The organism is Methylobacterium sp. CM6246, assembly GCF_054818005.1.
Genome location: NZ_JBTXKY010000001.1, coordinates 2,495,762 through 2,513,525, shown reverse-complemented (window position 1 = coordinate 2,513,525; position 17,764 = coordinate 2,495,762). Strand labels below are relative to the sequence as shown.

At 69.5% G+C, this 17,764-nt stretch carries 20 protein-coding genes; 5 read left to right on the top strand and 15 right to left on the bottom strand.

Features of this window, described 5'->3' with window-relative positions; translation table 11 throughout:
• Window positions 1-20: 20 nt before the first annotated feature.
• The 11 genes from ACYQPG_RS12335 to ACYQPG_RS12285 all read right to left on the bottom strand — a co-directional run bounded on the left by ACYQPG_RS12335 (window position 21) and on the right by ACYQPG_RS12285 (window position 10,550).
• Window positions 21-653: a hypothetical protein gene (locus ACYQPG_RS12335; protein ID WP_461231061.1), complete on the bottom strand. Its 633-nt coding sequence runs from the start codon at window positions 651-653 to the stop codon at window positions 21-23.
• Between the two features lie 13 nt (window positions 654-666).
• On the bottom strand, window positions 667-1,914 hold the full coding sequence (locus tag ACYQPG_RS12330) for a hypothetical protein (RefSeq protein WP_461231060.1): 1,248 nt from the start codon (window positions 1,912-1,914) through the stop codon (window positions 667-669).
• A gap of 96 nt (window positions 1,915-2,010) precedes the next feature.
• On the bottom strand, window positions 2,011-3,036 hold the full coding sequence (locus ACYQPG_RS12325) for an ABC transporter ATP-binding protein (protein WP_187193578.1): 1,026 nt from the start codon (window positions 3,034-3,036) through the stop codon (window positions 2,011-2,013).
• An 8-nt stretch (window positions 3,037-3,044) separates the two neighbouring features.
• The gene (locus ACYQPG_RS12320) at window positions 3,045-4,100 is read right to left on the bottom strand and encodes an ABC transporter ATP-binding protein (protein WP_461231059.1); all 1,056 of its coding nucleotides are present in this window, start codon (window positions 4,098-4,100) and stop codon (window positions 3,045-3,047) included.
• A gap of 13 nt (window positions 4,101-4,113) precedes the next feature.
• Window positions 4,114-5,043, bottom strand: coding sequence for an ABC transporter permease (locus tag ACYQPG_RS12315; protein ID WP_147938059.1), 930 nt, complete (start codon window positions 5,041-5,043; stop codon window positions 4,114-4,116).
• 14 nt (window positions 5,044-5,057) lie between these two features.
• On the bottom strand, window positions 5,058-6,011 hold the full coding sequence (locus ACYQPG_RS12310; protein WP_147854882.1) for an ABC transporter permease: 954 nt from the start codon (window positions 6,009-6,011) through the stop codon (window positions 5,058-5,060).
• 197 nt (window positions 6,012-6,208) lie between these two features.
• On the bottom strand, window positions 6,209-7,831 hold the full coding sequence (locus ACYQPG_RS12305; RefSeq protein ID WP_461231058.1) for an ABC transporter substrate-binding protein: 1,623 nt from the start codon (window positions 7,829-7,831) through the stop codon (window positions 6,209-6,211).
• A gap of 107 nt (window positions 7,832-7,938) precedes the next feature.
• On the bottom strand, window positions 7,939-8,322 hold the full coding sequence (gene hpxZ / locus ACYQPG_RS12300; protein ID WP_461231057.1) for an oxalurate catabolism protein HpxZ: 384 nt from the start codon (window positions 8,320-8,322) through the stop codon (window positions 7,939-7,941).
• On the bottom strand, window positions 8,322-9,719 hold the full coding sequence (locus ACYQPG_RS12295; RefSeq protein ID WP_461231056.1) for an AtzE family amidohydrolase: 1,398 nt from the start codon (window positions 9,717-9,719) through the stop codon (window positions 8,322-8,324). Before ACYQPG_RS12295 ends, hpxZ begins: the two co-directional genes overlap by 1 nt.
• Complete coding sequence (locus tag ACYQPG_RS12290) at window positions 9,716-9,910, bottom strand: DUF4089 domain-containing protein (RefSeq protein ID WP_147938055.1); 195 nt, start codon at window positions 9,908-9,910, stop codon at window positions 9,716-9,718. Before ACYQPG_RS12290 ends, ACYQPG_RS12295 begins: the two co-directional genes overlap by 4 nt.
• Window positions 9,911-10,079: 169 nt before the next feature.
• Window positions 10,080-10,550, bottom strand: a complete 471-nt coding sequence (locus ACYQPG_RS12285; protein WP_461231055.1) for an ureidoglycolate lyase — start codon at window positions 10,548-10,550, stop codon at window positions 10,080-10,082.
• Between the two features lie 611 nt (window positions 10,551-11,161).
• On the opposite strand from ACYQPG_RS12285, the gene ACYQPG_RS12280 reads away from it, so the two are divergent.
• From ACYQPG_RS12280 to ACYQPG_RS12270, 3 genes are all read left to right on the top strand, one after another.
• Complete coding sequence (locus ACYQPG_RS12280) at window positions 11,162-11,536, top strand: DUF6481 family protein (protein WP_461231054.1); 375 nt, start codon at window positions 11,162-11,164, stop codon at window positions 11,534-11,536.
• A 307-nt stretch (window positions 11,537-11,843) separates the two neighbouring features.
• A complete protein-coding gene (locus ACYQPG_RS12275; RefSeq protein WP_147905703.1) occupies window positions 11,844-12,125 on the top strand; it encodes a hypothetical protein in 282 nt (93 codons plus the stop codon).
• A 199-nt stretch (window positions 12,126-12,324) separates the two neighbouring features.
• A complete protein-coding gene (locus ACYQPG_RS12270; protein WP_461231053.1) occupies window positions 12,325-12,561 on the top strand; it encodes a hypothetical protein in 237 nt (78 codons plus the stop codon).
• Between the two features lie 24 nt (window positions 12,562-12,585).
• Here ACYQPG_RS12270 and ACYQPG_RS12265 read toward each other — a convergent pair whose 3' ends face one another.
• The 4 genes from ACYQPG_RS12265 to ACYQPG_RS12250 form a co-directional block, all read right to left on the bottom strand.
• Complete coding sequence (locus ACYQPG_RS12265) at window positions 12,586-12,792, bottom strand: hypothetical protein (protein WP_147905701.1); 207 nt, start codon at window positions 12,790-12,792, stop codon at window positions 12,586-12,588.
• A 190-nt stretch (window positions 12,793-12,982) separates the two neighbouring features.
• Entirely contained in the window at window positions 12,983-13,648 is a 666-nt protein-coding gene (locus ACYQPG_RS12260; RefSeq protein ID WP_461231052.1) for an HAD family hydrolase, read from the bottom strand.
• 184 nt (window positions 13,649-13,832) lie between these two features.
• Window positions 13,833-14,231: a DUF2934 domain-containing protein gene (locus ACYQPG_RS12255; RefSeq protein WP_461231051.1), complete on the bottom strand. Its 399-nt coding sequence runs from the start codon at window positions 14,229-14,231 to the stop codon at window positions 13,833-13,835.
• A 177-nt stretch (window positions 14,232-14,408) separates the two neighbouring features.
• Window positions 14,409-14,879, bottom strand: a complete 471-nt coding sequence (locus tag ACYQPG_RS12250; RefSeq protein ID WP_461231050.1) for an atp-dependent helicase — start codon at window positions 14,877-14,879, stop codon at window positions 14,409-14,411.
• A 158-nt stretch (window positions 14,880-15,037) separates the two neighbouring features.
• On the opposite strand from ACYQPG_RS12250, the gene ACYQPG_RS12245 reads away from it, so the two are divergent.
• The gene (locus ACYQPG_RS12245) at window positions 15,038-15,604 is read left to right on the top strand and encodes a NifU family protein (protein WP_147905697.1); all 567 of its coding nucleotides are present in this window, start codon (window positions 15,038-15,040) and stop codon (window positions 15,602-15,604) included.
• Between the two features lie 378 nt (window positions 15,605-15,982).
• Entirely contained in the window at window positions 15,983-17,674 is a 1,692-nt protein-coding gene (locus ACYQPG_RS12240) for a methyl-accepting chemotaxis protein (RefSeq protein ID WP_461231049.1), read from the top strand.
• Window positions 17,675-17,764 lie beyond the last annotated feature (90 nt).

Genomic DNA, 17,764 nt, shown 5'->3' with positions numbered 1-17,764 from the left:
CGGGCGCGTGGCCCGTCCCGTCACTCGCCCCGCGGCGTCAGCGTCACGGTGATCGGGCCGCGGCCGGCGCGCAGCTCCAGGCTCCGGAGGGTCTTGGGTCGGACGGTCGCGCCGCTCGTTGGGCTGACGCGTTGCACGCGCTCGCCGTCGAGCCGCAGGCTGAACGCGCCGTCCGCGGTCAGGCGCAGCAGCGGGACGGCCCGGAACGACTTCAGCGCCACACTGGTCCAGGCCGAGCCGACCTCGATGCGTGTCGGAGCCGGGACGACGTCGCGGCGCGCCAGCGCGAGGGCCGCGAGACCGATGATCGCCGCGAGTGCCAGGACGACCTGGCGGAGGCGGACGAGTCTCCCGGGCCGACGCGGGGCCCGGCGTACCGTCCAGACCGGTTTCGAAGGCGCCGGGTCCGGCTTGGCCGGCGGCTGAGACGATTCCTCCGGCGGCGCAGGTTCCGGGGGGATCTTCGCCAGCGGCGCCTCGTGCACCGCTGGCGGCGGCGGCGGCGGTGGCGGCGGTGGCGAAGGGGGGATCGGCGATTGGGCCTTCGGGCGGCGCTGCTCGGCGCCGCAGAACGGGCAGAACCGCACCGGAACGTACAGGCCCCGGTCGCAAGCGGAGCAGCGCGCGGGCGCAGTCGGAAGGTCGGCGGTCACGGCGGGGCGCGGGTCAGTGCACGAGCGCGCCCGTTTCCATGAACCGGGCTAGGCGCTCCACCAGCGGCGCCACCATCACCCGGTCGAGCTGCCGGAGCAGCCCGTGGCGCGCATGCGCGACGTTCGTCTCGGCTTGCTCGCGTGCCCGGCGATGCCAGGCGGCGCGGTCGCGCGTGCACGCGTCCCAGGCCGCCGTGATCGACTGGAACACCTGGGGCAGCCGCTCGATCGGGTCGGCGATCACGTCGTAATGGTGGTCGATCAGGCCGCCGAAGGTCTGGAAGCCGAGTTCCGACAGGAGCGCGACGGCCCGCGGTGCGCCCACCGTCACGAACGGCACGCCCATCGCGGCGGCCTTCAGCGATTTCTCCGTGATGCGCTCGACGCCCAGCTCGAAGAAATCCGTTTCGGAGATGATTGTGAGGTCGCTGGCGGCGTAGGCCCGGGTATCGAGGGTCAGGACCATGTCGCCACCGGGGGCCGGGGTGTCGATCCGCCGGGCCTGCCGGGGGATCCAGGTGCCGACATCGGCCAGCAGCGGCCCGAAGGCCGCGGCGATCTCCGGCGGCGCGTGGAAGACGTCGATGCCGCCCGCCTTCGGGTTGTCGGCGCCGATCCCGTGGAACGAGATCAGGCCGTCGCGGTCCAGGCCGTTGAGCTGGAACCAGCGGTAGAGCAGCATCCGGTGCCAGCGCAGGGCCGCGTTCTGGCACAGGAACCGGGCGGGGCCGGTGTCCTGGGTGAGCGGTGCGTAGCCGGCCCGGTCGAGCGGATGCTGCGGGAAGAGTCTCGGGCCTGCCTCCGCGTCTAGCCAGAGCGCGACCTGGAGCGGGAAGAAATCGAAGGTCCAGAACCGCAGGCCCTCGCCGTAGAGCCGCTCGTAATCCAGCCGCAGCAGCCGGTTCTGGGTGACCAGGGTGACCCGCTCCCGGGGGATCCCGAGGCCCTCGAGGTTGCGGTGGAGCGCCTCGAAGGTGGGCGCGTGCAGCCCCGGCCCCTCGTTCGACAGGTCGAGGAGCAGGGCCGCCCGGCCGGACCGCAGGTTCTCGGCATCGCCCGGCTCCAGCAGATCGAGCCGCCCGTTCAGGTCCGGGAAGCCGAGGCGGACGAAATCGAGCACCGGCAGGCAGAGCACGTGGTTGGCCGCGCCCGGATGGGCCGTGACGCTGATCCGCTTCCCCAGCCAGCCCAAAGCCGCCGGCAGGAAATGGCCGGCCTCCCCGCGGGGGACCAGGACGATCTCGGAGGGGGATGGGCTCATCGCGATGCTCGGGCGGCCGGTCGCACGGTGATCCGCCGCCTGAAAGCCGCGCGATGCCGGATAAAGCCTTCGCGCGGATGCGTCGATCCCCGGGGGTCAGGCCGGGACAAGCTCGGCCGCACGCACGGGCGTCGGTCCCGCCCGGTAGGCCGCCGCGGCCTCGTCGGTCCGCCAGCAGGCCACCTTGTGACCGGGGGCGATCTCGGCGACCGGGGGCATCTCCCGGCGGCACTGCTCCGCGGCTAGGAAGCAGCGCGGCGCGAACGGGCAGCCCGGCGGCCGGTTGGCGAGGTCCGGCGGGCTCCCCGGGATGGTCTGCAGCCGGGAGCCCTTCGCCAGCGCACCCTCCGCCCGGCTGCGCAGCAGGCCGATCGTGTAGGGATGATGCGGATCGAGCACGACCTGATGCGCGGTCCCGGTCTCGACGATCTTGCCCGCGTACATCACGGCGATCCGGTCGGCGACCTCGACGGCCGCGCCGAGATCGTGGGTCACGATGATGATCGACAGGCCGAGGTCACGCTGCAATTCGCGCAGGAGCAGCAGCACCTGGATCTGCACGGTGGCGTCGAGCGCGGTGGTCGGCTCGTCGGCCAGCAGCACCTGCGGCCGGCACGCGAGCGCGAGCGCGATCATGGCGCGTTGGCGCATGCCGCCCGACATCTCGTGCGGGTAGTTGTCCAGCCGCCGCTCCGGACTCGGGATCCGCACGCGCTCGAACAGGGCGAGCGCGCGCTTGCGGGCATCGTCCTTCGTGATCGTCTCGTGGCGCCGGATCGCCTCGGTGATCTGCCGGCCCACCGTGTAGACCGGGTCGAAGGCGAGCAGCGGCTCCTGGAAGATCATCGAGACGTCGCCGCCGCGGAAGTCGGCGAGCTGGCGCTTGCTGAGCGCCTGCACGTCCCGGCCGGCTGCCAGGATCTTGCCCTCGATCCGGCTGCGCCCCTCGTGGAACAGGCGCAGGATCGCCCGCAGGGTCACGCTCTTGCCCGAGCCGGACTCGCCGATCAGCGCCATCGCCTGACCGCGCTCCACGGTGAGGTCGACGCCGTCCACGACCTGCACCTTGCCGAAGGCGACGCGCAGGTTCTCGAGGGTGACGGCGGGTTCGGGGTTCGACATCGGGGCGCTCATGCCGCCAGCGCCCGGGCCGGGGCGGCGGAATGGCCGGAGCCGGGCTGGCGGGCGAGACACGAGACCCGATGCAGCGGATCGACCTTATCGAGGGGCGGCTCCTTCTCGCTGCAGATCGGCTCGGCCAAGCTGCAACGGGGGTGGAACCGGCAGCCGAGGGGCGGATCGATCGGGTTCGGCGGATCGCCCTGCAGGAGTGCCGTCTGCGTGCGGTTGTCCGGGTCCAGCGACGGCATCGAGGCCAGCAGCGCCTCGGTGTAGGGGTGGGCCGGGGCGTCCAGCACCGTGTCGGACGGGCCGATCTCGGAGACCCGGCCGAGATACATCACCATCACCCGATCGGAGATGAAGCGGACGACGTTCAGGTCGTGGCTGATGAAGATGTAGGTGAGGCCGAACTCGGATTTCAGGTCGAGGAGGAGGTTCAGCACCTGCGCCTCCACGGACTTGTCGAGCGCCGAGACCGCCTCGTCCAGCAGAACCAGCCGCGGCTCCAGGGCGAGCGACCGGGCGATGTTGACCCGCTGCCGCTGGCCGCCCGAGATCTCGTGCGGATAGCGGCCGGCAAAGCGCTTCGGCTCGAGGCCGACCCGGGCCAGCAGGGCCCGGGCGCGCTCCACCGCCTCTCGACCGGGCACGCCGTTGACCTTCGGGCCGAAGGCGATCGACTGCTCGACCGTCATGCGCGGGTTGAGCGAAGCGTAGCTGTCCTGGAACACCATCTGGACCTGGCGGCGGTAGGAGCGCCACGGCATCGCCCGCTCGCCGACCGCCTGACCGTCATACAGGAGGCTGCCGGAATCGCGCTCGATCAAGCCCATCAGCAGCTTGGCGGTGGTGGACTTGCCGCAGCCGGACTCCCCGACGATCCCTAAGGTCTCGCCCTTCAGGACGTCGAAGTCGACGCCGTCGACGGCCCGCACGACCTGCTTCTTTCCGCCGGCCTTGCGGACCGGGAAGTGCTTGTACAGGCCCGAGACCGACAGGAGCGGCTGGGCGGGTCCGCCGCGGTCGCGGGCGAACGGATCGGGGGCATCCGGGATGACGCTCACGGGCGAATCTCCGTCATTGGCGGATTTCCATGGCGGCGCGCAGGCCGTCCGAGAACAGGTTGAAGGCGATCGAGACGACGAAGATGCACACGCCCGGCAGGGCCGCGACGACCGGGTTGGCGTAGATCGCGGTGCGCAGGGTGTTGAGCATCAGGCCCCATTCCGGCTCCGGCGGGCGCACGCCGAGACCCAGGAACGACAGGCCCGAGGCCAGGATCATCGAGACCGAGATCAGGCTGGTGGCGTAGACGAAGATCGGCCCGACCACGTTGCCGAGCACCTGCACCCGCATGATCGTCAGCGCCGAGGCCCCCGAGAGCTTCGCCGCGTCGATGTAGTCGCGCTTGCGGATGCCCGTCGTGACACTCTCGGCGACCCGGGCGATCTGGGGCACGAACACACAGGTCAGCGACACGATCGAGTTGAAGATGCCGGCCCCGAGCGCCCCGGACAGCGCGATCGCCAGCAGGACGGACGGGAACGCGAAGAACACGTCGATGGTGCGCATCAGGATCGTGTTGGTCCAGCCGCCGACATAGCCGGCCAGGATGCCGATGCTCGAGCCGATCACGAAGGCGATCAGCACCGGGGTGACGCCGATGAACAGCGACAGCCGCGAGCCCAGCATCAGCCGGCTGATCATGTCGCGCCCGAGTTCGTCCGAGCCGAGCCAGTAGGTGGCGTCGCCGACATGCTTCAGGCGGCGCAGCATGGAGCCCTTGTACGGGTCCATCGGGGTGATCCAGGGCGCCAGGACGGCGATGGCCACCACCAGGAGGATCAAGGCGCCCGCCCCCATGGCCACGGGATCGCGCACCAGTCGGTGGCCGACATGGCCCCAGAAGCCGCGGGACGGAACGAACGCGGCCTCCGGGGCGGCCTCGCTGGCGGAGAGCACGCCGCCGTCGAGGGCCATCGAGGCGGCGGTGATCGGTGCGGTCATGATCGGCCTCCGGGTCAGGCGCGTTCGATGCGCGGGTCGAGGGCGGTCTGCATCACGTCGACCAGCAGGTTGAGGACGACGAAGAACATCGCCAGCACCAGGATCGAGCCCTGGAGCAGGGGCAGGTCGCGCTGGAAGATCGCGGCGTTGAGAAGGAAGCCGGTGCCGGGCCACGCGAACACGGTCTCGACCAGGATCGAGCCGCCGAGCAGGTAGCCGAGCTGCAGGCCCATGATCGCCAGCGCGGTCGGGGCGGCGTTGCGCACGACGTGTTTGAACACGCCGAACTCATCCATGCCCTTGGCGCGCAGGGCCTCGACGAAGTCCTGGGACAGGATGTCGGCCACCAGCGCGCGCACGGTGCGGGCGATGATGCCGGTGGGGATCACCGACATCGTCACCGCCGGGAGGATCAGGTAGCGCAGGTGGTCGAAATCGGGCCGCCAGTTGCCCGAGCCGTCCGGTCCGGCGCCGGTGGGCGGCAGCCAGCCAAGGGTCGCCGAGAACACGATCACCAGGACCATGCCGAGCCAGTAATGCGGCACGCTCACGCCGAAGACCGAGAGCGCGGACGCCGCCCGGTCGGCCAGCGAGTTGCGGTGGTAGCCGGCGACGAAGCCGAACAGCGTGCCGAACGTGAAGCCCAGCAGGGTCGCCACGGAGGCGAGGATCAGCGAGTTGATCACCGCCCGGGTGACTTCGCCCAGCACCGGCCGACCGGTGGCGATGGACGTGCCGAGATCACCGTGCAGCACGTGCCACAGCCAGATCAGGTACTGCATCGGCAGCGGCTTATCGAACCCGTAGGCGGCCCGCATGCTGTCGATGGTCTCCTGGGTGGCATCCGCCGGCAGGACCGCGCTCAGGGCGTCGCCGGGCGCCAGATGGACCAGCAGGAAGCAGACCAGGCTGACCCCGAACGCCACGGGCGTCACGTAGACCAGTCGTTTAAGGATGTAGATCAGCATCGGATGCCTTGCCGTGGCCGATGAAAGTCCCCTCCCCCTGTGCGGGGGAGGATGACCCCTGCGTCAGCAGGGGGCGGGAAAGGGCAGCGACGCATCCGGAGAAGTTATGCCGGGAGCCGAAACCCGCACCGTCGCGCTGCCCCGTTCGCGCTTCGCTCCGCTCGGTCCCCTCCCCCGTAGAGGGAGGGAGCCGGGTGTCACCGCCCCGCCGTCGCGATGGTGATCTTGGAAAAATCCTGGAACCAGTTCTGGGCCTGGACGAAGCCCTTCACCTTCGGGCTCATCGCCCGCGGGTTCACGTCGTGCGTGATCATGACGAACAGCGCGTCGTCCACGTACTTCTCGTGGACCTTCTCCAGGACCTGGGTCTGTGCGGCCTTGTCAAAGGTGGTCCGCACCTGGTCGAACAGCTTGTCCATCGCCGGATCGCTGTAATAGCCCCAGTTCGTACCGTTCGGCGGGGCGAAGTTGCTCTGGAGGTGGCGGATGAACCCGGTGAACGGGTCCTGGATGAAGTACGAGTAGTTGATCGCCGACACGCCGCGGGAGATATCGGCCTTGGCGCCGGCCCGCCAGATGTTGATAAGCGTGTTCCACTCGACCACCTCGTAGTCGACCTGGATGCCGACCTCGGAGAGGTTCTGCTGGACGAACTCGTTCATCGGCAGCGGCTGCATCTGGCCCGAGCCCGAGGCCGAAATTGCGACCTTCAGCTTCAGGGGCTTGGCCGGGCTGTAGCCGGCCTCGGCCATCAGCTTCTTGGCGGCCTCCGGATCGTACTTAACGTCGAAGGTCGGGTGGCCGAACCACTGGTGGCCGGGCGGCATGAAGCCCTTGGCCGGGATCGCGAGGCCGCCGAGCAGCTCCTTCAGGCCGTCGCGGTCGATGGCGAGGTTGGCCGCCTTGCGGACCCGGGTGTCGTTCCAGGGCGAGCCCTCGACCCGGGACAGGTGCCAGGTCCAGTTGTGCGGATAGGCGTTGGTGACGATGGTGAAGCCGGCACCCTTGAGCGAGGCCACGGCGTCCGGCGCGGGCGCCTCGATCCAGTCGACCTGGCCGGAGCGGAGCGCCGCGACCCGGGCGTTGGCCTCCGGCAGCGGAACCAGCACGAGCTTGTCGAGCTTCGGGACCCTGTCCTTGTCCCAGTATTCCTTGAACGGCACCATCTCGGCGCGCTCGCGGGGGGCGAACAGCGTGAGCTTCCACGGACCGGTCCCGGAGGGCTGCTTGGCGAAGGCGTCCCAGGACTTGCCGACCTTCTCCCACTGTGCCGGGGAGGACATCATGATCCAGGCGATCTGGTAGGGCAGCGTCGCGTCCGGGGCCTTGGTGACGATCTCGACCGTCAGCGGGTCCACCACCTTGTAGGAGGCGACCGCCGGAATGCGGGTCTTGCCCTGCGCGGATTGGCGCGGATCGTATTGCGGCGCGTCGGCCTTCAGGAGCTTGTCGAGGTTCCACACCACGGCGTCGGCGTTGAAGTCGGAGCCGTCGTGGAATTTCACCCCCGGCCGCAGCTTGAAAGTCCACTTGGTCTTGTCGGTGGCGTCGACCGCCCAGCTAGTCGCGAGGCCTGGCACGAGGTCGGAGGCGAGTTCGGCGCTCGACAGATCCCAGTTAATCAGGCCGTCATAGACCGTGTAGCCCAGGAACCGCATGCCCTCGCCGCCATTGTCGGTCTGGCCGGTGGTCAGCGGGATGTCCGATGCGGTCATCCCGATCCGCAGCGTTCCCTGTGCGAGGGCGGCGGTGCTGACGGTGAGTGCCAGGGCGCCGGCGAGCGCCGCACGGGCGCCGAAGGTTTTCAGACGAGACAGCATGTCGGATCGGACACTCACGTTGGTCCGGGAGGGCGGGCCCGGAATACGTCCGACCGTATGCAAGCCCGCGGCCACTCGCCCCCGGACCCTGCGCCGACCCGTCGATCCTATGGGGTTTCGATGAGGCTCACGTGGGCGGCGACCACCCGCCATCCCTCCGGAAACCGCACCCAGGTCTGGCTCTGGCGGCCGGTCCTCCCGGGGGCGTTGTCCCGGGTGAACAGGGTCATGGCGGTGGCGAAGTCGCGGCCGTAGGTCGTGATCACCGTCTCGGCGAGCACCCGCTCGAGGCCCAATGGCGAGCGTGCCCGCCGGAACGCCCGGATCGCGTCCATCCCGTAGAGATTCTCCCCGGCGCCGTAGCGGATCGTGCGAGGATCGTCCCGGAAGAGCGCCTCCAGGGTGGCGACGTCGTTGGTGGTCAGCGCCGTCTCGTAGGTCCGGAACGAGGCCTCGACTTCGGCTTTCACGGCGGGATCGTCGATAATCATCAGGCGATCTCCACCACCGGGGCCGTGCAGATCCCATCCCGTTCGAGCTGGCGCGCGACCCGGAGGGCCAAGTCCTCGCGCCAGGGGGCTGCGATCACCTGGACCCCGAGCGGCAGCCCGGCATCGATCCTGACCGGAACGGCCACCACGGGCAGGCCGATGAAAGAGATCGGCTGCGTGAACACGCCGATGTTGGCCCGGATCGGCAGGGTCACGCCGTCGAGCACGAAGTGGGTCAGGCCGCCCTTCGGAGCCCGGCAGGGGGTGGCCGGCGCCAGGATCACGTCGACGCCGCCGAACAGGTCCAGCACGGCTTCGCGGTACCAGCGGCGGAAGCGCTGTGCCCGCTCGACGAAGGGCGCCGGGATCATCGCACCCGCGATCAGGCGGTCGCGCACGGCCGGGTCGAAATCCTGCGGCCGGGTGCGCAGGCGGTCGAGGTGGAGGGTTGCGCCCTCGGCCGCCGTGATCAGGTAGGCCGCCGCCCGGGCGCGCTGGGCCTCCGGGAGCTCGACCGTGCGGCTCGCCCCCAGGGCCTCCGCGACGCGGGCGACGGCCGCGAACGCCTCCGGATGCCCGTTGCGGGCGAAGTAGCCGCCGGCCACCGCGATGCGCAGGCCGCCGATGCCGGTTTCCAGGCCGGGATACGCAGGCTCGGGCGCCCGGGTCGTGGCCACCGGATCGTCCGGGTCGGGCCCCTGCATCGCGTCGTAGGCCAGGGCGAGGTCCGCGACGCTCCGGGCCATCGGGCCGAGATGGTCGAGGCTGCCCACGAACGGGAAGCTGCCGGCCCGGCTGATCCGCCCGTAGGTCGGCTTCATCCCGAAGCAGCCGCAGAACGCGGCGGGCACCCGGATCGAGCCGTTGGTGTCCGAGCCCAGCGTCAGCGGCACCAGCCCGGCCGCCACGGCCGCGCCCGACCCACCGGAGGAACCGCCGGTCATGTGGTCGAGGGCGTGGGGATTGTGGGCGTCGCCGTCGTGGACGTTCTCGCCGGTGAAGTCGTAGGCGTATTCGCCCATGTTGAGCGCGCCGACCAGGATCGCCCCGGCCGCCTCCAGGCGCCGCACCACCGCGCCGTCGCGCGCGGCCGGCGGGCGATCCCGGTTGATCTTCGAGCCGGCGCGGGTCGGTAGACCGGTGACGTCGATCAGGTTCTTCACCGCGAAGGGCACGCCGGCGAGCGGACCCGCAGGCTCGCCGCGCGCAAGGGCGGCATCGAGCGCCTCGGCCCGTGCCAGCGCCCGCTCGGGCAGCACATCCGTGAAGGCGCCGACGCGCCCATCGATCCCGGCAATCCGCTCCAATGTGGCCGCCACAGTGGCGCGGGCGGTCGAACGGCCCAGCGTGATCGCGGCGGCGATGGTCGCGGCATCGGACGGCGTCGGCGCGCTCATGCCTCGAACCTCGGCGCAGCCTCAACCTCGTCGGGGAGCGGAAAGCCCGCCACCAGTTCGGCGGCGGAGGCCAGGACGCGCAGGTTCAACGTGATCGGCAGCACCCAGGCCGGATCGATCGCGAGGCCGAGAAGCGGCGCAGCCACCGCAGCGTATGTGTCCGGGTCGAACGGAGGGAGTGTCTCAGGCATCGCGTTCCTCACACCGGTATTCAGGCGCCGGCTTCCCGGCGGTGCAGGCATCGTGCCGGGTCGCCGGCCAAGCCCCGATCTGCGCGCGATGCACAATTATCGGGCATCTGTCGTCGTTACCCCGGAGTGGTTCCAGGACGCGACGATCGGTGCATAATTTCTGGGCAGATTAGCGCAGCGAGATCGTCATGGGCGCGATCGTGGCGAAGCTGCAATCCGTTTCGGTACCGTCCTCGTGGACCAGCATGGCGAAACAGCCGGGCTCGTCGAGTGTCATCATGTGTGCGTGCCAGGTTCCCGCGCGGTAATTGATCCCGAAATGGCCCGGCACACGGAAGCCGAGGATCCCGGATTCGTCGGGGCGGCCGTCGCGATCGGGGGCCACGATGACGGCGTAGGAGTCCACCGAGAGCGGCAGGAAGGCCTGGTTGGAATGCAGATGCCGCTCGAGGCGACGCAGCGGCATCAGGCCGGATATCGGCTCGCTCCGCACCAGCGCGAGGTTGGCGCGCGCCGCTTGCCGGGTGTTCTGCATCTGCCCGGCCTGGTCCTGCCGGGGCGGGGTGGCGGGGTCATCCAGGATCTCGCCGTAGGGCGCGAACGCCTTGGCCGTGATGTCGGACAGGATCAGGGTACGCATCGCGACTCCTCGTGCCCACGCGTCCGCGTGTCCGTCCCCGGACGCGGCGCCGCCGGACGCCACCATCCGAGCGGGCCAAAACCCAGGATGCGCCACGGGGAAGCCCGTGGCGAGTCGCGGTAGGCCCCGCCTTCCGGGAGACGGGAGGCGCTGCCCCGCCGGTCTGCGGCAATCGTGCCGGGCCCCCGGTCTTGCCGGATCGGCGGGCGCGACCTACCTCGTTCGCATTAGATCGAGCCTCCGGCTCGTCCCACCCGGCGACCGACGAAACTCCGCTCGCGATCGTTGAGTCGGTTTGAGGCTTTTGGGCATCGCCCGGACAAACTTTTACTAAGTTCACCTGGATTGTCGTCTAGCCGGCGACCTCAGCACGCAGACGCGATTGCGTCCTCGGGGGAGCACGGTCTAAGGGCTGTCCCGCTTTTTCAGACATGGTCCGACCCGAGCGCTCCTGCGTGAGCCGAGCGCTCGGGTCGGACCATCGGCAGCGCCGATGGATCGGTGCGGTTCCGGGGCCCGGGGACGGTTCTGGAACCCGTAGTCTCAGTACGTGGCCGGTTCAGCCGGTCGTCCCCGCGAAACGCGTGACGTACCCAACCGAGAAAGGTCAGATGAGCGCATTCGACTACCGGAATTTCGACGACCGTCGCCAGCATTCGCAGAGCGCCAAGGCCGCACTGCTGGCCAAGTTCAAGGCCCGTCCGCCGGCCGACGCCCCCGAGGTCATCGCCAAGGCGAAGGCCCGGGCCGAGATCGCCCAGGCTCGTGAGGAACGCGCGCGCGAGCGCGAGACCGCCCGGATCGCCGCCGAGCGGAAGGCTGCCGAAGAGAAGCGTCTGCGCGAGGAGGCCGAGCTCTCTGCCCGGCTCGCCCGCGAAGCCGCCGAACTCGCTGCCGCGCAAGAGCGCAAGTCTGCCGAACTCGCATTGAAGAAGGCGCAGCGCGACGCCCGCTACGCCGCCCGCAAGGCCAAAGCCAAGCGCTGACCCGCGTCGCCGAGCGCGGCACGCACCCGTATTAAAGCGCTCGAACGCCGTCCGCCCCCAGGCGGGCGGCGTTGCCGTATCCGGGAATGAGATCTGCCGGACCGCTCGCCCCGGCTGCGCAACGCGCTCGGAGCCCGACCGGGCGTCGGTTCAGCCGTCGGCCCGGTGGCGCGATCGCTGGTACGGCCGGCGTCGGTCGGATGCGCGGCAACCATCACGCGCCGATCCGTGTTGAAAGCCGCCGTCGTCACGCGCGTGCGCGAGATGATCGGATGCCCCTGAGCATGACGCGAATGGCGAGGAAGCGATGCGGTCTCGAACCCTGTTGGCGGCGCTGCCGTTCGTCCTCTTGGGATCGGATTATGCCGCCGCGCAGGATCCATCCACGGTCACGGCCTGCGATACGCTGATCGCCACACGCCGGATCGATGCCGCCAGCGGGCCGGCCCGTGAGGCGCCGGAGCCGGGATGCCGCCGGATCCCACGCGGGGAAATCGGCCCTGTGGAGCAGCGGGCGCTGATCGGTGGCGCACCCTACGAGTGCATGACGATTACGGGATCCAGCCGCTGCCTGTGGGTCGTGCCCTGACACGTCGGGCGCAGACTGCGCCCGACGCACAGGCGGTGCTGCCTGACGGCCATCTCGCCGGAACCAGCAGTCTGACGAAGCTTCACGGGAGGACGATCCGCACTATCTCGGCGTTTCTGTCCAGCGAGGAACACGCTCCGGTATGTTGAGTATTCAAGCCAGGATGCGGATTCCCTTATGGGTTTCGGCTGTGGTTCTGATGACGATCCTCGGTGGTGAGGCAGCCCGGGCCGAGCCGCCGATCCGCAGCCCGGAAGACGCGGCCTGCCGCAACGAGGCGCGTGCGAAGGTTTTCTCCGCACCCAATCCCCAGGGACTGGAGTTGGAGGATATCGGCCGGCAGATCTACTTTGCCTGCATGGCCCGCACGACCCAGGCTGCCGTCCAGCCGCCGAAGCGCACGGGCAAACGCAAGCATCGTCACAGGCGGCGCTGACGCGCCGCCGGGGACGCGCCGGGTTCAGGCGTCGAGCGGTGCTCCGATCCGCGCCCGGAGTTCATGACGCAGGGCTTCGTCGCCGCCTTCCGCGTTGAGTGCCGACATCAGGCGCAGCAGATGGCTGAGCGGGGTCGACCGACAGGCGATCGCCTCGGCGATCTGCTCCGGCAGGGGCTTGGCCACCGGCACGAAGCGCGGTGCGGGGCTTGACTGGTGAGTCTGGGGCATGCGCGGGGCTCGTGCGTGGAGACGTTCCAGATGGCGGCCGGGTGGCTACCCCTTCCCGCCCCACCGCGCCAGCCCCATTCGCACTTTTACGTAGCCGGCATCACGCTCCGTTACTGCACTGCAACACCGGATGCGGGAAACCGTGGAGGGCTTGAGCCGCCCCGACGATTTCCCTTGCTTCCGTCGCGGTTCATCCCATCGCGAGCGGGGAGGAATCGAAACCGTCGAGGAGATCCTGCGGGTCGCGATAGATCGCGATACAGCCCGCAGCCGACAGGTCGGCCTCCGGAAAACCACCGCACAGCAGGCCTACGGTGCGTAGGCCGGCCTTCGACGCGGCCTCCGCGTCATAGGGTGTGTCGCCGATCACGATCATCTCGTCTTTGCCGAGACCGTCGAGCTTCTTCACCGCGGCCTCGAAGATATCGGGATGCGGCTTCGAGCGATCCGCGTCGTCGGAGCTGGTGGCGACGTCGACGAGGTCGGCGATGCCGAGGATCTCCTGATAGCGCTCGACTTCGGGGCCCTTGCCCGAAGAGGCCAGCGCGATCTTCAGACCGGCCTCACGCAGTCGCTCGAACAGCGGCCGGACCGCCGGAAACGGCCGGACCTCCGGAAGATACTTTTTCTTGAAGAGATCCGACCGGAAGACCTCAATCTCCTCGCCCTCGCGCGCGATCCGCTCGGCCGGCAGGAATTCCGGCATGAGCTCGTCGCCGCCCTTGCCGATCTGACTGCGAACCTTCGCCTCGTCGGTCTCGACGCCGAAATGGGCGAACGCCTCGACCCAGGCGCGGGCATGCAGGTCGACGCTGTCGAGCAGGGTCCCGTCGATATCGAAGATCACGGCGCGCATCGCGGCCCCTCCTTACGGCGCACGGCGTATGCGTCAGGCCGGACAACGATGCCGGAGCCGGCCTGTTCCGGAGGGCGGAAACGGCAGGAGCCCGCCCCTCGGTGGAGGGGCGGGCTCCTGAAAAGCCGGAGCGCACGGGTGGTGTGCGACACGTGGTTCGATGGCGCCGCAACGCGCCGTCGGCTCAGTGCATCGAGGCCGGAGCGCGGGCCGGCTTGGCCTTCGCGGCGAGTCCGGCGGTCACGGCAGCCTTCGAAGCCTTGGCGGTCTTCGCGGCGACCGGCTTGGCCAGGGCGACCTTGGGCGTCGCGGTCTTGGCGGCGGCCTTCGCCGGAGCCTTCGGAGCGGCGGCCTTGGCGGCGGCAGGTTTAGCGGACGCGGCCTTCGGCGCGGCGACCTTGGCGGTCTGGGCCTTCACGGCGACCGGGGCGGCCGCGCGGGCCTTGCCGTCCGCCAGCACCACGCCGGCGCGCAGCTCGGCTTCGGCGCGCATCCAATGGGCGACGGCATGACCGTGAATCCGGCCTTCCTTCTCCCAGATGTAATAGGCGCATTCGCGCACGTGCTGCTCGCTGATCTGCATGCGTTCGATCTCCTGTCCGTCCCGGGATCGACGATGCGAGCGTGTGGTTAAAGCGCGGTTAACCCTGCCGGGTGGGCGATCGGCTGCCCGAGATCCGTTTTCGATCGCGAACTCGGCGACGACGATCGGCTCGCGGCGGCGCTTGCTCCGAACCGGTGACCCCTTCCGCGGCGCGCGCTAGCCTGGGATGCCCAGAACCCGCCGCGCCTCGGTCAGCAGCACGGCGTGCCGGGCCGCCCCGGGGCCGTCGGTCGGCGCCTCGCGCCCGGCCCGCGCGATGATCTCCTGGAAGCGGCGTCGGTCGAGGGCACGGCTGCCGATGCTGTCGAGCACGGCGCCCAGCACCGTGCGGACGGCCTCGGTGCGCTCGTCCGCCTCGGCCGCGGAGGCTGCGCCGGCCTGACCCTCGGCGCGCTCGGTCTCAAGGTCGCTCGACCGGGTGCGAGCGTTCTCAAGCTCGGCCGCGAGGCGTTGCGCCTCCTGCCAGGCCAGGTCGTGCTGGTGCGTCCGCAGGGCGAGCAGAACCTTAAGCGAGGCTGCATCCTCGCGCGCGGCCTCCAGCCTGGCCTGCGCCGCACGCAGGTCGTTCAGCAACTCCTGCGCGAGCATCGCATCCCCGGTTACATCCACCGCCGGCTCCGTCAGCATCCCGTTCGCGCCTGTCCTGAAGGGGCGTCTCGCGAATGTCCACTCTCCAGGCGCCCGGGCCCGGTTGAGAAAATCCACCCGCCGGTCCACATGGGAGGCGGTGCCTCACGGTGCCTGTCCCGGCCGGCCTTGAACCGGCGCAGCGGAGTTCGCCGACAATGTTCATCCAGACCGAAGCCACGCCGAACCCGGCGACCCTCAAGTTCCTCCCCGGCCGCGTCGTCCTGCCCGAATCCACGTTCGAGGCCCGGGACGCCGAGACCGCCGGCCGTTCGCCCCTCGCCTCCGCGCTGTTCGACGTTCCCGGCGTCGCGGGCGTCTACTTCGGCCACGACTTCGTCTCCGTCACCAAGGCGGAGGACGGCTCGGAATGGGCCCAGGTGAAGCCCGCCGTGCTCGGCGCGATCATGGAGCACTTCCAGTCCGGCGTCCCCGTGATGGCCGAAGGCGGCCTCGACAACCAGGACGGCGAGGAAGAGTTCTACGACGCCGCCGACCACGATACGGTCGTGACGATCAAGGATTTGCTCGAGACGCGTGTCCGCCCGGCGGTGGCCGGCGACGGCGGCGACATCACCTTCCGCGGCTACAAGGAGGGTGTCGTCTACCTGGAGATGAAGGGCGCCTGCTCGGGCTGCCCCTCCTCCACCGCCACCCTGCGCCACGGCGTGCAGAACCTGTTCCGGCACTTCCTGCCGGAGATCCGCGAGGTCCAGGCGATCTGATCTCACGCCGACGTTCACGCCACGACCAGCGCCGACGGCCACGAGCCGCCGGCGATTTCTTTGGCATCCCTCGGTCTGGCCGGCCCGCGTCGGTGTCAGAGCCGTCGGCTCGTCCAAGCGTATCCTACGCCGATCGACAGATTGTAACGTGCTGGATGTCGGCACGGTAAATCGTTTGATGATAATACTGGCGGTATCTTTCTGGCTTGATGCCCCGCATAGATTTAATATCTATATTTCATAACCCGCTTTGTGGTTTAATGTTTAATCGAATACGATCTGTGCAATTGTTATGAGCGTCGCTTCAGATCTCTATCGGAGATCTTGACGCAAGGTTTCATCCTATCTCTCGTGTCCCACGGTTTTCCGGGGATTCGCATGAACCTTCTCAGCCGCACGAACATCGCCACCAAGCTGCTCGCAATCAATCTGATCATCGCGGTGATCGTGGGCGGCTGCATCTGGTTCGCAGAGTCCCGGATGACGATGATCGATGAGGTCTACACGAGCCTGATTGCCCGGGAGGCGAAGGCGGTGTCGAACGTGCGGCGGACCAATCGCCTGCACAACACTATGAACTACCTCCTGTACCGGACGATCGCCGAGACCGATCCCGAGCAGATCCGCCAGGCGGGCACGCAGTTCGAGAGCATCATCGGGCAGGCCGACAAGACCTTGTCCGTTCTCGCGCAGCAGGTGCCGGCCTTCAACGACTTGATCCAGGCCCAGCGTGATCGCACCGCGCGGTTCGTGGCCGAGGCGTCGGAGGCGCGGCGCCTCGCCATCTCGGGCGAGGTCAGCGCCGCGCTGAAGCAGGCCCACGAGAAGAGCGAGCCGATCTTCGTGTCCCTCGGGGTCGAAGGGACCAAGCTCGGCGACGCGATCGAGGACTACATGCGCAAGCGCTCCCGCGACCTTACCGACGAGACCAACGCCACGCGCTGGAACCTGATCGGCTTCGGCGCGCTCGGCATGCTGGTCGGCATCCTCTGCTCCCTGCTGGTCTCGACGATCGGCATCACGCGGCCCCTCGGTCGCCTGGTCGCGGTGCTCCAGCGCATGGCGAAGGGCGAGATCGAGGCGGAGATCGTGGAAGCCCGCCGGGGTGACGAGATCGGTACGGTCGGACGGGCCGTCGAGGCTATCAAGGCCATGGTCGTGCAGAAGGCCGCCGCGGAGGCCGAGTTCAAGCGGACGGCGGACGCAGCCACGGCCGCGGAGCGGCGGCGCGCGATGGTCGATCTGGCCGACCATTTCGAGGAGGCGGTCGGCGGTATCGTCGGCCAGGTCTCGTCCTCGGCCACGGAGCTTCAGGCCACCGCGCAGACCATGACCTCCACCGCAACCCGGACTGCCGGCCAGACCACCCATGTGGCGTCCGCGGCCGAGGAGGCTGCCGCCAACGTCAACACCGTGGCTGCGGCCGCCGAGGAACTCGGCGTCTCGATCTCCGAGATCGGCCGGCAGGTCGAAGGGTCGGCCGATCTGGCCCAGCGCGCGGTGGGTGAGGCCGACCAGACCGGTTCGCTGATGCAGGACCTGAGCGGTGCCGTCGCGCGGATCGGCGACGTGGTCGGGCTGATCGCGTCGATCGCCAGCCAGACCAACCTGCTGGCGCTCAACGCCACCATCGAGGCGGCCCGCGCCGGCGAGGCGGGACGCGGCTTCGCGGTGGTCGCCGCCGAGGTGAAGGAACTGGCCGAGCAGACCGCCAAGGCCACCGACGAGATCGCCGCACAGATCGACCGGGTCCAGGGAGCCACCGGCCAGGCGGCCTCGGCGATCGGCTCGATCACGGGCCTGATCCGGGAGATCAGCGGCGTGGCGACGAGCATCGCCGCCGCGGTGGAGGAGCAGGGCGCCGCGACCCAAGAGATCGTGCGCAACGTCGCCCAGGCCGCCACCGGCACCGGCGCGGTCACGCACAACATCGTCGATGTGGCACGGGCCTCGGAGGCGACCGGGTCGGCGGCCAACCTGGTGCTGGCCTCCGCCTCGGTGCTGACCGGGCAGTCCGAGCAGCTCAACGTCGAGGTGCGAAGCTTCCTCTCCGCCGTCCGCGCCGGCTGAGGTTCTCACCGAGGGGCCGACCGGCGCAAGCCGGCAACACTCCACCGTCAACGCGGTTCTGGCCGGCGACCCGCGCTGACGAGGCGGTGG

Coding starts and splice junctions, on each gene's coding strand:
- ACYQPG_RS12255 (WP_461231051.1), bottom strand. CDS start 14,231: ATGCAGATCAGCGAGCAGCACGTGCGCGAATGCGCCTATTACATCTGG.
- ACYQPG_RS12250 (WP_461231050.1), bottom strand. CDS start 14,879: ATGCTGACGGAGCCGGCGGTGGATGTAACCGGGGATGCGATGCTCGCG.
- ACYQPG_RS12295 (WP_461231056.1), bottom strand. CDS start 9,719: ATGAGCGCGCCGACGCCGTCCGATGCCGCGACCATCGCCGCCGCGATC.
- ACYQPG_RS12315 (WP_147938059.1), bottom strand. CDS start 5,043: ATGACCGCACCGATCACCGCCGCCTCGATGGCCCTCGACGGCGGCGTG.
- ACYQPG_RS12280 (WP_461231054.1), top strand. CDS start 11,162: ATGAGCGCATTCGACTACCGGAATTTCGACGACCGTCGCCAGCATTCG.
- ACYQPG_RS12260 (WP_461231052.1), bottom strand. CDS start 13,648: ATGCGCGCCGTGATCTTCGATATCGACGGGACCCTGCTCGACAGCGTC.
- ACYQPG_RS12245 (WP_147905697.1), top strand. CDS start 15,038: ATGTTCATCCAGACCGAAGCCACGCCGAACCCGGCGACCCTCAAGTTC.
- ACYQPG_RS12310 (WP_147854882.1), bottom strand. CDS start 6,011: ATGCTGATCTACATCCTTAAACGACTGGTCTACGTGACGCCCGTGGCG.
- ACYQPG_RS12270 (WP_461231053.1), top strand. CDS start 12,325: ATGACGATCCTCGGTGGTGAGGCAGCCCGGGCCGAGCCGCCGATCCGC.
- ACYQPG_RS12305 (WP_461231058.1), bottom strand. CDS start 7,831: ATGCTGTCTCGTCTGAAAACCTTCGGCGCCCGTGCGGCGCTCGCCGGC.
- ACYQPG_RS12290 (WP_147938055.1), bottom strand. CDS start 9,910: ATGCCTGAGACACTCCCTCCGTTCGACCCGGACACATACGCTGCGGTG.
- ACYQPG_RS12275 (WP_147905703.1), top strand. CDS start 11,844: ATGCGGTCTCGAACCCTGTTGGCGGCGCTGCCGTTCGTCCTCTTGGGA.
- ACYQPG_RS12285 (WP_461231055.1), bottom strand. CDS start 10,550: ATGCGTACCCTGATCCTGTCCGACATCACGGCCAAGGCGTTCGCGCCC.
- hpxZ (WP_461231057.1), bottom strand. CDS start 8,322: ATGATTATCGACGATCCCGCCGTGAAAGCCGAAGTCGAGGCCTCGTTC.
- ACYQPG_RS12330 (WP_461231060.1), bottom strand. CDS start 1,914: ATGAGCCCATCCCCCTCCGAGATCGTCCTGGTCCCCCGCGGGGAGGCC.
- ACYQPG_RS12265 (WP_147905701.1), bottom strand. CDS start 12,792: ATGCCCCAGACTCACCAGTCAAGCCCCGCACCGCGCTTCGTGCCGGTG.
- ACYQPG_RS12325 (WP_187193578.1), bottom strand. CDS start 3,036: ATGTCGAACCCCGAACCCGCCGTCACCCTCGAGAACCTGCGCGTCGCC.
- ACYQPG_RS12240 (WP_461231049.1), top strand. CDS start 15,983: ATGAACCTTCTCAGCCGCACGAACATCGCCACCAAGCTGCTCGCAATC.